Raw genomic sequence first — 13,560 nt, 5'->3', positions numbered from 1 at the left:
ACCCTAATCCAGGTCAGCCCTCGAGCTCGCCTTCGGTTTCCAGGAGCACCTGCTTGAGCCCGTCGAGGGTCTGCGCCTCCGGCTCGGCCCACATGCCACGCCCCGCGGCCTCCAAGAGCCGCTCGGCCATGCCGTGCAAGGCCCACGGATTGGACTCGTTCATGAACTTGCGGTTCTCCGGGTCCAGCACATAACTCTGGGTCAGCTGCTCGTACATCCAGTCGGCCATCACACCTGCGGTGGCGTCGTAGCCGAACAGGTAATCGACGGTGGCCGCCATCTCGAAGGCGCCCTTGTAGCCGTGTCGGCGCATGGCATTCATCCAGCGCGGGTTGACCACCCTGGCCCGGAACACTCGCGTCGTCTCCTCGGACAGCGTCCGGGTGCGGACCGCGTCGGGCCGGGTGTTGTCGCCGATGTAGGCGGCCGGGTCCTTGCCGGTCAACGCGCGGACGGTGGCGACCATGCCGCCGTGGTACTGGAAGTAGTCGTCGGAGTCGGCGATGTCATGTTCGCGGGTGTCGGTGTTCTTGGCCGCCACCGAGATTCGCCGGTAGGCCCGGTTCATGTCGTCAGTCGCCGGTGCGCCGTCCAGGCCGCGGCCGTAGGCGAAGCCGCCCCAGGCGGTGTACACCTGAGCCAGGTCGGCGTCGTCGCGCCAGTTGCGGCTGTCGATCAGCTGCAGCAGGCCGGCCCCGTAGGTGCCCGGCTTGGAGCCGAAAATTCTTGTGGTGGCGCGCCTTTGGTCACCGTGGTCGGCGATGTCGAGCTGGGAGTGCGCTCGCACGTAGTTGTCCTCGGCAGGCTCGTCGAGTCCGGCGACCAGTTGGACGGCGTCGTCGAGCATGGTAACCACATGCGGGAAGGCATCGCGGAAGAAGCCGGAGATCCGGACCGTGACGTCGATGCGCGGGCGACCCAATTCATCGAGCGAGATCGACTCCAGCCCGACCACCCGGCGCGATGCTTCGTCCCAGATCGGTCGAACACCAAGCAGCGCAAGGACTTCGGCTATGTCATCGCCGGCGGTACGCATGGCCGAGGTGCCCCATACCGACAGACCCACCGACTCGGGCCAGCGGCCGTAATCCGCGCGATACCGGTCCAGCAGCGAATCCGCCATGGCCACACCGGTTTCCCAGGCCAGCTTCGACGGCACCGCCTTGGGGTCGACCGAGTAGAAGTTACGCCCGGTGGGCAACACGTTGACCAGTCCGCGCAACGGCGAGCCCGACGGCCCGGCAGCGATGAATCCTCCGGCCAGGGCCCGCAGAATCTGGTCGATCTCGCGGTCCGTCGCGCCCAGGCGCGGCACCACCTCGGTGGCGGCGAACCGCAGCACCTTCGCGACCTCGGCGTTGTCGGTGATGTCGTCCATCGCTTCGGCGCATATGCGGTCCACCGCAGAAGCATCCCAACCGGACTCCTGTAGCGCGGCCACCAACTGACGGGCGCGGGCTTCGGCGGCGTCGACCGTCGCCTTGTCGGCCTGGCCGTCCTCGGTCAGCCCCAGCGCCTCGCGCAGCCCGGGCACGGCCTGCTCGCCGCCGAACAACTGCCGGGCTCGCAGGATGGCCAGCACCAGGTCCAGTTCGGCTTCGCCGCGGGGTGCGGCGCCCAGGATGTGCAGGCCGTCGCGGATCTGGACGTCCTTGATCTCGCACAACCAGCCGTCGACGTGCAGCAGCATGTCATCGAACGAGTCCTCGTCGGGCCGCTCGTCCAGACCCAGGTCGTGGTCCATCTTGGCCGCACGCATCAGGGTCCAGATCTGCTGGCGGATGGCGGGCAGCTTGCCCGGGTCCAGCGCCGAGATATTCGAGTGCTCGTCGAGCAGCTGCTCCAAACGCGCGATGTCGCCGTAGGTTTCGGCGCGGGCCATCGGCGGAATCAGGTGATCGACCAACACCGCATGTGCTCGGCGTTTGGCCTGGGTGCCCTCACCGGGATCGTTGACCAGGAACGGGTACACCAACGGCAGGTCTCCCAGCGCGGCGTCCGGTCCGCAGGCCGCCGACATGCCGAGGGTCTTGCCGGGCAGCCATTCCAGGTTTCCGTGCTTGCCCAGGTGGATCATCACGTCGGCACCGAAGTGTGCGTTGATCCAGCGGTAGGCGGCCAGATAGTGGTGACTCGGCGGCAGGTCGGGGTCGTGGTAGATGGCCACCGGGTTCTCGCCGAATCCGCGCGGCGGCTGAACGATCAGCACCACATTTCCGGAAACCATTGCTGCGATGACGATTTCGCCATCCGGATCGCTGGAGCGGTCGACGAACAGCTCCCCCGGCGCGGGTCCCCAGTGCTTGTTGACCGCGTCGGTGAGCTCGGCCGGCAGGGTGGCGAACCAGGCCCGGTAGTCCTTGGCCGACACCCGAATCGGGTTGGCCGCCAAGGCTTCCGAGGACAGCCAGTCGGGGTCCTGACCGCCGCGTTCGATCAGCGCATGGATAAGTGCGTCACCGTCTTGGGCGTCCACTCCCGGAATGTCGCCGATGACGTATCCGGCGTCCCGCATGGCCCGCAGCAGCGCCACGGCGCTGGCCGGGGTGTCCAGGCCGACGGCGTTGCCGATCCGGGCGTGCTTGGTTGGGTAGGCCGAAAACACCAGGGCCACGCGCTTTTCCGCGGGTTCGATGTACCGTAGCCGCGCGTGCCGGACGGCCAGACGGGCCACCCGCTCACACCGCTCGGGGTCGGCCACATAGGAGATCAGCCCCTCGCTGTCGATCTCCTTGAACGAGAACGGCACGGTGATGATCCGGCCGTCGAACTCGGGCACCGCCACCTGGGACGCGACATCCAGCGGCGACAGACCGTCGTCGTTCTCGTCCCACTGAGCCCGGGAGCTGGTCAGGCACAGGCCCTGCAGGATGGGTATGTCGAGGGCGGCCAGGTGCGCGACGTTCCAGTTGTCGTCATCGCCGCCGGCGCTTGCGGCGGCGGGGGTGGCACCGCCCGCGGCCAGCACCGTGGTGATCAGGGCGTCAGCGGTACCCAGCAACTCGATGAGCTCGGGCTCTGCGGTGCGCAGCGACGCACAGAACACCGGCAGTGGGCGGCCGCCCGCAGCTTCGATGGCCTGACACAGCGCCTCGATGTAGGCGGTGTTGCCGGCCAGCTGCTGCGCCCGGTAGTAGAGCACGGCGATCGTCGGTCCGTGCGCGTCGGAATCGCGCGCCCCGTCCTCATCTGCTTCTCGCGTGCCCAGCAGGCCCCAACTCGGCATGGATTCCGGTTCGCCGAAGCCGAAGCCGGTCATCAGGACGGTGTCGGACAGAAAAGCGTGCAGGTGACGCAAGTTGTCGACGCCGCCCTGCGCCAGATAGATATGCGATTGCAGAGCCACACCGGCCGGAACCGTCGAATGGCTCATCAGGTCGGCGTCAGGCGCTTGTTCGCCACTGAGCACCACGGTGGGGACGCCACTGGCCAGCACGGCGTCGATGTCGTCCTGCCAGGTCCGGTAACCGCCCAGGACCCGCACCACCGCCAGGTCCGCGTCGGCCAGCAATGCCGATAGTTCCCCGTCGACCAATCGGGATGGATTGGCCCACCGGAACCCGGCCCCGCTGGCGCGCGCGGTGATCAGATCGGTGTCGGACGTCGATAACAGCAGTACGGTCGGCACGGACTATTCGTACCGCACCGGCGCTCTCGTGTGGTCTGCGGTGTGGGTCGCGATCTCGACCAGCTGGTCTCTGCCGCTGCCCTTGGCCTTGTAGAGCGCTTGGTCGGCGTGCGCCAGCAGGTCTCGGGCCGAGCGCCCCACCACGGGCAAGGCGGCGAAGCCGGCTGAAGCGGTCAGCCTGGTCGGGGTGCCCGCGAGCGGACCCAGCGCGGCGATGCCCGCACGCAGCGCTTCGGCGCGCGGCATCAGGGCGTCGCCCCCGTCGTGCCACAGCGCGGCGAATTCCTCCCCGCCGATACGGACCACCAGCACATCCTCACCGGCAGTGGCGTGTTGCAGATAGGCGCCGATGGCCCGCAGCGCCTCATCGCCCGCCGGATGTCCGTATCGGTCGTTGAAGCCTTTGAAATCATCGACGTCGAGGATCATCACCGCCGCGCGCAGCGGCCCGGCTGCCCCGTCCAGCGCGTCGAGCGCCTCGTCGAGGGATCGCCGGTTGGCCAGCCCGGTCAGCGGATCGGTCCGGGTGAGTTCGTCGAGCTTGCGCTCCTCCATCCAAGCCAACCGCACCGATCGTTCCAGCTTGTAGGCGAACCGCGTGGTGATGGCGACAGTCAACGCACATACACCCACGGTCAGCAAGCGATTGCTGGTCCACGGGAACACCCACAACTCGATCGCGGACACGCACAAGAGGATCGCCAGGACCGACGGCGCGAGCACTCCGAAGCGGATTTTCACCACGGACATGCTCAGCAGCACTGCTGTCGGCATCAGGTAGGGCACGGTGTCGTAACCGTGCGGTAGTTGCAGCGCGCGCTCGAGCATCTGAGCGCTGGTGATGACGGCAACGGCGACGATGAACGTCGGTGCCGACCACCGTTGTAGCCGGGGCACCAGTGCGGTCACCGCAGCCAGGGTGGCGGCCGGCATGATGCCGAACACCAGCGTGTGGGTGCCGAGGGATTCCGCGGCCGGAGGGATCCTCAGTAACCTCTGCTTGGACAACATGAGCACGACGCACACTGCATCCAGACCGAGCATGATGGCCGCCCGCGTGATGCGTCCCTGCCGGTCGAACGCCGCCCGGAACTCGGCTTCGCGGCCGCGCGTCATCGGCGCGGGTTGCAGGACGGCGGCCGCTGTCCTGGCCGCCGGAGACGCCGGTGCGCGGCCCGCCTCGACCCGGCCGCGGCTGGCGATCACCGGCATCTCATCGGTGGCGACAACGAGCTGGTCGCGGCCGCCGCGCTTGGCGCGGTACAGCGCCGAATCCGCATGCCGGAGCAGCTCGGTGCCGACGGTGCTGGACGGGTCGGGTGCCCGATCCTGTGCCAGCCCGGCCGATGCCGTCACCACCCGGCCGTCCTCGGCCGCGGGGATTGCAAGCGCGGCGATCCCGGATCGGATGTCCTCGGCGCGGACCGCCATATCCGACGCGTCGGCGCACCAGACCACGACGAACTCTTCGCCGCCCAAGCGGGCGCAGAATTCGTCGGGCCCACTCATGGTCTGCGCCAGATACGCACCGATCCGGCGCAGACATTCGTCGCCTTTCAGGTGACCGTGGTGGTCATTGAAGGCTTTGAAGCCGTCGACATCGAGCACCATCACCGCCAGACCGCGACCGGTCCCCTGGGCGGTGCTGGTCAACTCGGCGAGCCGGTCGTCGAAGTAGCGCCGATTCGGCACGCCGGTCAGCGGGTCGGTCCGGGTAAGTTCGCCGAGTTCGCGTTCACGCAGCCACGCGATTCGGGCCGACCGTTCCAGTTCGTATGCGGCGCTGAGCGCGACCGTCACCAGGGCTATCGACGCCGCGACGTCGAAGAGCTGGTTGCTTGTGGTGTCGAACGCCCGAAGCTCGGTAACCACGATTCCCGCCAGCCCGACCAGGATCGCCGGCGCCAACAGCAGGAAGCGGATCTGGACGACGATCACACTCATCAGGATCGCGACCGGCATGACCAATGGCACAACATCGAGGCCGTACCGGATGCAGGCGATGCGCAACACCATCAAACATGCGACATCGATGTACACCGACGCGATGTAGAGAACGGAAGACCATCGCTGCAGTGGACTGTGGTCACCGCTGAGCCAACGCAACACCATGGGTATGGCGACCGCGACGAGCAACGTGCGCCCGAGCGGCAGCACCTCTGGCGGCACCTTCAGCAGCGCGTGATGAAAGACGATGCCCGCCGTGATGACGATCAGCAGGACGGCCCACATCTCGTGGCGAGATTTGCGGCCCATGGCGCCGAAGCTCAGCTGGAATGCAGATTCGAGGGGCTCGTCGAAGCGAACTCCGTTGATCATCTTCGACCACACGGAACGCGCCCCCACATCGTGATCACAACATTGTCGGGGACAGCCTACGATGCGACGCGCGTCGATTCGGCAAACATCACAAACGTCGTCGTGAAGGTTCGAGCAGGGGTGAAATGCACGACGGGGCGGGTTGCTTGGCAACCCGCCCCGTCGGCGGCCTTTCCGTGCGGACAACCGCGGTGCTGGTGCACCGGGTCAGCGCTCCGAGGCGCTCCAGCGGGAGTACCAGGTCTTGCCCTGGTACGGCAGGCCCGCAGCCACGATGAGTGCGAACACGCCGCCGACATACAGAGCGAAATCAGACATTGCGTCCCTCCTTACATGCCATCCGAATGCGGTGTAGCAAACGGAAGTTCGCGTTCTACCGTACGGGCGGGCCGGTTGAACGCAAGGGACTTGTAAGGCAGCGAACACGCCCAAATCGACGTGACCCACTTCACATTTTGCGTCACACCGTAACGTAGCCAAGGTGATTCGATCAGGCCGGCCCGAGGACCGGACGCGCGACGCCGACGCCTGCCCCGGTGCACTGCAGGTGCATCAGGCGGCCGATGGCGGCTTGGCCCGAATCCGACTGGCCGGCGGCACCATCACCGCTGGACAACTGGCGGCTCTGGCCCACGCGGCCACCGAATTCGGTTCACCGGCAATGGAACTCACCTCCCGCGGGAACATCCAGGTACGCGGCATCGAGGACGCCGATGCCCTGGCTGCGGCGATCTCGGCGGCCGGCCTACTGCCGTCGACCACCCATGAGCGGGTGCGCAATATCGTGGCCTCGCCGCTGTCGGGCCGATCGGGCGGTCTGGGCGACGTGCGCGGCACCGTGTGCGAACTGGATGTTGCCTTGCAAAACCGCCCTGAACTGGCCGAACTCCCTGGCCGCTTCTGGTTCGGCGTCGACGACGGCCGCGGCGACATCTCAGGCCTGAGTCCCGATGCCAGCGTCCAGTTGGTATCGGCCGACACCGCCGCGGTGCTGATCGCAGGACGTGACACCGGGGTCCGGATACCAGCACCTGACGCCGTCGAGGCCCTGTTGAACGTGGCCGAGCAGTTCCGCACGATTCGCGAGAATCATTGGCGGACAAGCGAACTTGAAACCACCGATGCCTTGTTGGCCGGCGCAGGTTTGACCGTGACCGACGCTGCGGGCGCCACCTGGCCGCCGGTCGAGCGACCTCCGGTCGGCTGGATCGGCCAGGACGACGGGCGGATCGCCCTCGGCGCGGCGGTACCTCTAGGTGTGTTGCAGGCCCGCACCGCCGAGTTTGTGGCCGCCATCACCGCCCCCGTGATCATCACCCCGTGGCGCTCGTTACTGATTTGTGACCTGGATGAGGGCGTCGCCGACACCGCGTTACGCGTTTTGGCGCCCCTGGGGCTGGTGTTCGACGAGCACTCCCCATGGCTGACGGTCAGCGCATGCACCGGCAGCCCGGGGTGCGCCAAGTCACTGGCCGATGTGCGCGCCGATGCAGCAGCTGCAGTCCTGGACGCAGCCGCCGAAGCAGCCCAGGGCATCGAGCCCGCCGAGCACCGGCATTTTGTCGGTTGCGACCGCGCCTGCGGTAGCCCGTCGACCGGTCAAGTGCTGGTAGCGACCACCGATGGATACAAACTGCGCCACCCGTAGGGTTAGCGAGTGCTCGACTATGTGCGTGACGCCGCGGAGATCTACCGGCAGTCTTTCGCGACGATCCGCGCCGAGGCGGATCTGGCCCGATTCCCCGACGACGTGGCGCGGGTCGTGGTGCGGCTGATCCATACCTGCGGGCAGGTCGATGTCACCGAGCACGTCGCCTACACCGCTGACGTGGTGGCCCGGACCCACGCGGCGCTGGCCGCCGGCGCCCCGATCCTGTGCGACTCGTCGATGGTGGCTGCTGGCATCACCCGGTCCCGGCTGCCCGCGGACAACGAAGTGGTATCGCTGGTCGCCGATCCCCGTGCTCCCGAATTGGCCGCCAAGCTGGGCAGCACCCGCTCGGCGGCCGCAGTGGATCTGTGGGCCGAACGGCTCGACGGCGCAGTGCTGGCGATCGGCAATGCGCCGACCGCGTTGTTCCGTCTGTTGGAGCTGCTGGACGAGGGCGCGCCGGTGCCGGCATCCGTGCTGGGCGGGCCCGTTGGCTTCGTCGGCTCGGCGCAGTCCAAGGACGAGCTGATCGCTCGGCCGCGGGGCATGGATTATCTGGTGGTCCTGGGTCGACGCGGCGGCAGCGCGATGGCCGCGGCCGCGGTGAATGCGATTGCGAGTGAACACGAATGAGAGGCACGCTCTACGGCATCGGGCTGGGCCCGGGCGACCCGGAGCTGGTGACGGTCAAGGCCGCCCGGCTGATCGGCGATGCCGACGTCGTCGCGTATCACAGCGCCCGGCACGGACACAGCATCGCCCGGCGGATCGCCGAGCCATACCTGCGCGCCGGCCAGATAGAGGAACACCTGGTCTATCCGGTGACCACTGAGACCACGTCACACCCGGGCGGATACGCCGGCGCGATCGAGGACTTCTACGCCGAAGCCGCCGAACGGATTGCCACACACCTGGATTCCGGTCGCAATGTGGCGCTGCTGGCCGAGGGCGATCCGCTGTTCTACAGCTCGTACATGCACATGCACACCCGACTGACGTCGCGGTTCGACGCAGTCATCGTGCCGGGTGTCACGTCGGTGAGCGCCGCATCGGCGGCCATCTCGACACCGCTGGTGCAGGGCGAACAGGTGCTGACCATCCTGCCCGGCACGCTGCCGGCCGACGAGCTGCAGCGCCGCCTCGCCGATACCGACGCCGCGGTCATCATGAAACTGGGTCGTTCCTATCCGGTTGTGCGGCAGGCACTTTCGTCTGCCGGACGATTGGATGAGGCGTTCTACGTGGAGCGGGCCAGCACCCATGCGCAGCGGGTATTGCCGGCCGCCGAGGTACGCACCGACACGGTGCCGTATTTCTCCATCGCGGTGGTACCCGGCACCCGGCCGGCTACCGCAGCGGTCGGTAGCGTGGTCGTGGTCGGCCTGGGTCCGGGCGACCCGGAGTGGACGACGTCGCAGACCCGCCGCGAGCTGGCCGCTGCCACCGACCTGATCGGCTACGGACCCTATCTGGACCGGGTGCCGCTGCGGCCCGGGCAGCAGCGGCATGCCAGCGACAACACCGACGAAGTGGCGCGGGCCCACCTGGCCTGCAGCCTGGCCCAGCAGGGCCGCACTGCGGCAGTGGTGTCCTCGGGCGATCCAGGGGTATTCGCGATGGCGACCGCGGTGCTCGAGGAGGCTCAGCAGTGGCCGGGCGTGGCGGTCCGGGTCATCCCGGCGATGACAGCCGCGCAGGCCGTCGCGAGCCGGGTCGGCGCTCCCCTGGGCCACGACTACGCGGTGGTCTCGCTGTCCGATCGGCTCAAGCCGTGGGAGATCATCGCCTCGCGGGTCAAGGCCGCCGCCGCAGCCGACCTGGTGCTGGCGATCTACAACCCGGCGTCCAAGACCCGCACCTGGCAGGTCGGCGCGATGCGGGACCTGTTGCTGGAGTATCGCGACCCGAATACCCCGGTGGTGATCGGGCGCAACGTCTCCGGCCCGTCCGAGTCGGTTCGGGTGGTCCGCCTGGCCGACCTGGACCCGGCCGAGGTGGACATGCGCTGCATGCTGATCATCGGTTCGTCCCAGACGGTGTGGCAACACACCGAGGAGGGCGACCGGGTGTTCACGCCGCGGAACTACCCGGCCTGACCCACTCGTTGACGCTTTACAGTTTCGACGGCTAATGTCACGCACCATGAAGGTTGGTGTCGCGATTCCGCGTGGTCCCGCCGACGTGACCGCGTACTGGCTCAGTCAGGTACTCGGCTGTGACGTGGCCGCGGTGGATGTCAGCCCCATCGGTACCGGCCAGACCGGCGCGACCTATCGAATCACCGTCGACTATATCGAGAACAGCGGATTGCCAAGGACTTTCGCGATCAAGCTGCCCTCGCAAGATGCATCGGTACGCGACCGTGTCGCCATCGGATACAAGTCCGAGCATGCGTTCTACACATCGATCGCCGCGCACGTCGACGTCCCGGTACCGGACTGTCACTACTGCGAGATCGCCGATGAGGGTGCCGATTTCGCGTTGCTACTGAGTGATATGGCTCCGGCGGAACAGGGCGATCAGTTGGCCGGCTGCAGCCTCGCGGAGGCCCTGCTCGGGGTGCGGGCACTGGCCGGCCTGCATGGACCGAGCTGGTGCGACCCGAAGTGGACCGACTTCCCGGGAATCTCGATGCCCAAGGCAAACGACGACTTCGCCAAGGGCTTCGGCGAGGTCGCCAAGATGGCCACCGACATCACGCTGGACAAGATCGGCACCCGGATGTCCGAGCAGGACCGCGGCACCCTGCGCACCTCGATGTCGATGGTCTACCCATGGCTGATGACCGAGCCGAGTCGCTACGCGCTGCTGCACGGCGACTATCGGCTGGACAACATCCTGTTCAACCCCGGCCGCACCGAGGTGACCATCGTCGACTGGCAGACCCTCGGCAACGGGCTGCCGGCCCGCGACCTGGCTTACTTCACCGCGACCAGCCTGCCGCCGGAGTTGCGCGCCGACGCCGACCGACTCCTGGTCGACAGCTACTACGACGAGCTGATGCGTTACGGGATAACCGATTACGACCGCGAGGCCTGCTGGCGTGACTACCGGCTGGGTATGTTACAAGGGCCGCTGTTGGTGGTGCTGGGCACTGCGTTCGCCACCTCGACCGAACGCGGCGACGACATGATGCTGACCATGACCGCGCGTAGCTGTCAGGCAATCCGGGACCTCGGCTCCATGGACCTGATCAGCGCTTGACCCACGCCTCGGCTTCGTCGACGGTCTGAACTGTGGTCACGCCGGCCGGCAACTCCGGGCGGTCCACCATGATCACCGGAACGTTGAGCTGTTGGGCCGCATCGATCTTGGCCCGGGTCATGCCGCCACCGCTGTTCTTGGTGACCAATGCGTCGATCCGGTGCGCCTGTAGCACTGTGAGTTCGTTTTCATAGTCGTACGGACCGCGGGACAACAGGATTTCGTGATTCGGGGGCAGTGTGTCGGTATCCGGCGGGGTGACCGCCCGGATCAGGAACCAGGCGTCCGATTCTCTGAATGCCGCGGCCCCCGAACGGCCGGTGGTCAGGAAAACCCTTTGGTATCGCCGGCTTTCGACGGTCTGCGCGGCCTGCCGGTCGTCGGCGACCACGATCGCGTCGCCGCGGGGCCACGCCGGACGCGCTAGCACCAGATGCGGCAGTCCTGCCATCGCGCACGCTTGCGCAGCGTTGGCGGTGATGGTCGCGGCGAACGGGTGGGTGGCGTCGACCACCGCGGTGATGTCGTTGTCCCGCAGATAGTTCTGCAGGCCGTCGATGCCGCCGAAGCCACCGATCCGGACCGGTCCGACCGGCAGCGCGGGATCGGGCACCCGACCGGCCAGAGAGCTGATGATATCAACGTCAGGGTGCAGGCGTTCGGCCAACGCACGCGCCTCGGAGGTGCCGCCGAGTAGTAACAGTCTCATCAGTGCCGACTGCCCCGGCGGCGGTCACTGGAATACAGATAACTGTCGCTGAAACCCTGCGCCCCCAACACATCTCCGACGATGATCACCGCGGTCTTGGTGATGCCGGCGGCCTTCATCTGCTCGGCCAAATCGGCCAGCGTGCACTTGAGCACCTGTTCGGTCGGCCAGCTCGCGTATGCCACCACCGCACAAGGGGTTTCCGGACGGTACCCACCGTCGAGCAGTTGCGGCACGATGTTGTCGATCTGTGCGGCCGCGAGGTGCAGAACCAGCGTGGCGCCAGGCCTGGAGAGGGTGACCAGATCCTCACCGTCGGGCATCGCGGTCGACAGGGTGGCCACCCGCGACAGCGTCACCGTCTGCGCCACTCCCGGCACCGTCAGTTCCCGGCCGAGTATCGCGGCAGCCGCGGCGAACGCCGGCACGCCCGGGACGATTTCGTAGTCGATGCCGAGCGCATCCAGTCGGCGGCACTGTTCGGCCAACGCGCTGTAGATGGACGGGTCGCCGGAATGCAACCGGGCCACATCGAGGCCGGCGGCCTGCGCGTCGGTCAGTTCTCCGATGATCTGTTCCAGGTCCAGCGGACCGGTGTCGATGACGCGGGCGTCGGCCGGGCACAGTGCCAGCAGGTCATCAGGCATGATCGAACCGGCGTACAGGCAGACCCGGCAGGTCTGCAGTAGGCGCTGGCCCCGCACCGTGATCAAGTCGGCAGCGCCGGGGCCGGCTCCGATGAAGTACACCGTCATGGCTTGACCACCATCCATTGGGTTATCGGTAATGCCGGGCGCCAGCCGGTGAAGCCGCCGATCGGTTCGCCATGGTAGTGCTGAAACCGGCGGAGCTCGCCGCCCAACTCCGAATAGCGTTGCACAACAAATGCTTCCGATTCCGCCGTGACCGCGTTGACCACCAACCTGCCGCCGGGTTCGAGCGCCTCGTAACACGCCTCGAACAGTCCCGGCTGGGTCAATCCGCCACCGATGAAAATGGTGTCCGGGGTGGGCACTCCAGACAGACCCTCCGGTGCCGCGCCGCATACATCGACGCTGACGCCGAACGTGTTGACGTTACTGATGATTCGTTCTCGTCGTTGATCGTCGCGTTCGAATGCCACGGCCCGGCCCCGCGATGCCAGGCACCATTCGATGGCAACGCTGCCCGACCCGGAGCCGATGTCCCACAGCACTTGGTCCGAGCGCGGCTGCAGCGCCGTCATGGTCACCGCGCGGATGTTCTGCTTGGTGATCTGACCATCGTGAGCGAAGGCCGCATCCGGCAGCACAGTCGAGATCCGTAGATCGGGCAGGTATTGCACCGCAATGACGTTGAGCGGGTCGACCTCGGCGTCTGCCTCGAACCACTCGAGTGCCGTCATGGTGGCGATACGTTCTCCCGGCCCGCCGAGTTGTTCCAGCACGGTGAATTCGGATCCACCACAACCGGTTTCGACAAGCAGGCGAGCCAGGGCCTTCGGCGTCTCGGCATTTCTGGACAGCACGACAGCCCGCCCGCCACGGCGGACCGCGGTATGCGGTGCGGCGTTGACCAGGCTGATCACCTCGGTGTCCTGCACCGCCCAGCCCAGTCGCGCACAGGTCAGCGTCACCGATGACACATGGGGCAGCACCCTGACCCGGTCGGTGCCGAACAGCCGAATCAGGGTGACGCCGATGCCGTGCAGCATCGGATCACCGGAGGCCACCACATGGACGTCGGACGGGCCGTCGAACAGTTGCGGCAATGCCGGCAGCATCGGCGACGGCCATGACCGAAGTTCGGCTGTGACCTGACCGTCCAGCAGGTCCAGTTGCCGCGGACCCCCGAAAATCACGGTGGCCCTGAGCAATTCATCGCGCGATGCCGGTGTCAGCCCGGCCATGCCGTCGGCCCCGATGCCGATGATCGTGATCCTCGCGCTCATCTGAATCCTCTGTTCTTCGCGCAAGCGCTCATCTGAATCCTCTGTTCTTCGCGCAAGCGCTCATCTGAATCCTCTGTTCTTCGCGCAAGCGCTCATCTGAATCCTCTGTTCTTCGCGCA

At 67.0% G+C, this 13,560-nt stretch carries 9 protein-coding genes; 4 read left to right on the top strand and 5 right to left on the bottom strand.

All coding sequences use genetic code 11. The annotated features are described in order from the left end of the window. Positions 1 to 13: 13 nt before the first annotated feature. Both cobN and ABIA30_RS19060 read right to left on the bottom strand, forming a co-directional pair. A complete protein-coding gene (gene cobN, locus ABIA30_RS19065; protein ID WP_370068212.1) occupies positions 14 to 3,628 on the bottom strand; it encodes a cobaltochelatase subunit CobN in 3,615 nt (1,204 codons plus the stop codon). A gap of 3 nt (positions 3,629 to 3,631) precedes the next feature. Continuing rightward, positions 3,632 to 5,974 (bottom strand): diguanylate cyclase domain-containing protein, encoded by a 2,343-nt coding sequence (locus ABIA30_RS19060; protein WP_370068210.1) that lies wholly within the window; start codon positions 5,972 to 5,974, stop codon positions 3,632 to 3,634. A gap of 454 nt (positions 5,975 to 6,428) precedes the next feature. On the opposite strand from ABIA30_RS19060, the gene cobG reads away from it, so the two are divergent. The 4 genes from cobG to ABIA30_RS19040 are packed head-to-tail and all read left to right on the top strand — an operon-like array spanning position 6,429 to position 10,802. Continuing rightward, a complete protein-coding gene (gene cobG, locus ABIA30_RS19055) occupies positions 6,429 to 7,595 on the top strand; it encodes a precorrin-3B synthase (RefSeq protein WP_370068208.1) in 1,167 nt (388 codons plus the stop codon). Positions 7,596 to 7,604: 9 nt separating this feature from the next. Further along, on the top strand, positions 7,605 to 8,231 hold the full coding sequence (locus ABIA30_RS19050) for a precorrin-8X methylmutase (RefSeq protein ID WP_370068206.1): 627 nt from the start codon (positions 7,605 to 7,607) through the stop codon (positions 8,229 to 8,231). Further along, positions 8,228 to 9,694 carry a precorrin-2 C(20)-methyltransferase gene (locus ABIA30_RS19045; RefSeq protein ID WP_370068204.1) on the top strand — a complete coding sequence of 489 codons (1,467 nt, stop codon included), beginning with the start codon at positions 8,228 to 8,230 and terminating at the stop codon, positions 9,692 to 9,694. The genes ABIA30_RS19050 and ABIA30_RS19045 overlap by 4 nt, the downstream gene beginning before the upstream one ends. Before the next feature lie 46 nt (positions 9,695 to 9,740). Beyond that, on the top strand, positions 9,741 to 10,802 hold the full coding sequence (locus ABIA30_RS19040) for a phosphotransferase family protein (RefSeq protein WP_370068202.1): 1,062 nt from the start codon (positions 9,741 to 9,743) through the stop codon (positions 10,800 to 10,802). On the opposite strand, the gene ABIA30_RS19035 is transcribed toward ABIA30_RS19040, so the two are convergent. From ABIA30_RS19035 to cbiE, 3 genes are read right to left on the bottom strand one after another with little or no spacing between them, the layout of a single operon-like run. Further along, positions 10,792 to 11,511 carry a cobalt-precorrin-6A reductase gene (locus tag ABIA30_RS19035; RefSeq protein WP_370068200.1) on the bottom strand — a complete coding sequence of 240 codons (720 nt, stop codon included), beginning with the start codon at positions 11,509 to 11,511 and terminating at the stop codon, positions 10,792 to 10,794. The genes ABIA30_RS19040 and ABIA30_RS19035 overlap by 11 nt on opposite strands. After that, the gene (gene cobM, locus ABIA30_RS19030; protein WP_370068587.1) at positions 11,511 to 12,266 is read right to left on the bottom strand and encodes a precorrin-4 C(11)-methyltransferase; all 756 of its coding nucleotides are present in this window, start codon (positions 12,264 to 12,266) and stop codon (positions 11,511 to 11,513) included. Before cobM ends, ABIA30_RS19035 begins: the two co-directional genes overlap by 1 nt. Next, a complete protein-coding gene (cbiE, locus tag ABIA30_RS19025) occupies positions 12,263 to 13,441 on the bottom strand; it encodes a precorrin-6y C5,15-methyltransferase (decarboxylating) subunit CbiE (protein WP_370068198.1) in 1,179 nt (392 codons plus the stop codon). The genes cobM and cbiE overlap by 4 nt, the downstream gene beginning before the upstream one ends. Between the last annotated feature and the right edge of the window lie 119 nt (positions 13,442 to 13,560).

Origin of the sequence: Mycobacterium sp. MAA66 (assembly GCF_041261665.1) — a bacterium.
In the GTDB taxonomy this organism is placed as follows: Bacteria; Actinomycetota; Actinomycetes; order Mycobacteriales; family Mycobacteriaceae; genus Mycobacterium.
Note: the sequence above shows the minus strand (reverse complement) of the source record. Positions and strands in the feature narration are given on the sequence as shown.

Excerpts from the sequence above, each read along its gene's own strand:
- ABIA30_RS19045 (WP_370068204.1), top strand. The coding sequence starts at position 8,228 with ATGAGAGGCACGCTCTACGGCATCGGGCTGGGCCCGGGCGACCCGGAG.
- ABIA30_RS19040 (WP_370068202.1), top strand. The coding sequence starts at position 9,741 with ATGAAGGTTGGTGTCGCGATTCCGCGTGGTCCCGCCGACGTGACCGCG.
- ABIA30_RS19035 (WP_370068200.1), bottom strand. The coding sequence starts at position 11,511 with ATGAGACTGTTACTACTCGGCGGCACCTCCGAGGCGCGTGCGTTGGCC.
- cobM (WP_370068587.1), bottom strand. The coding sequence starts at position 12,266 with ATGACGGTGTACTTCATCGGAGCCGGCCCCGGCGCTGCCGACTTGATC.
- cbiE (WP_370068198.1), bottom strand. The coding sequence starts at position 13,441 with ATGAGCGCGAGGATCACGATCATCGGCATCGGGGCCGACGGCATGGCC.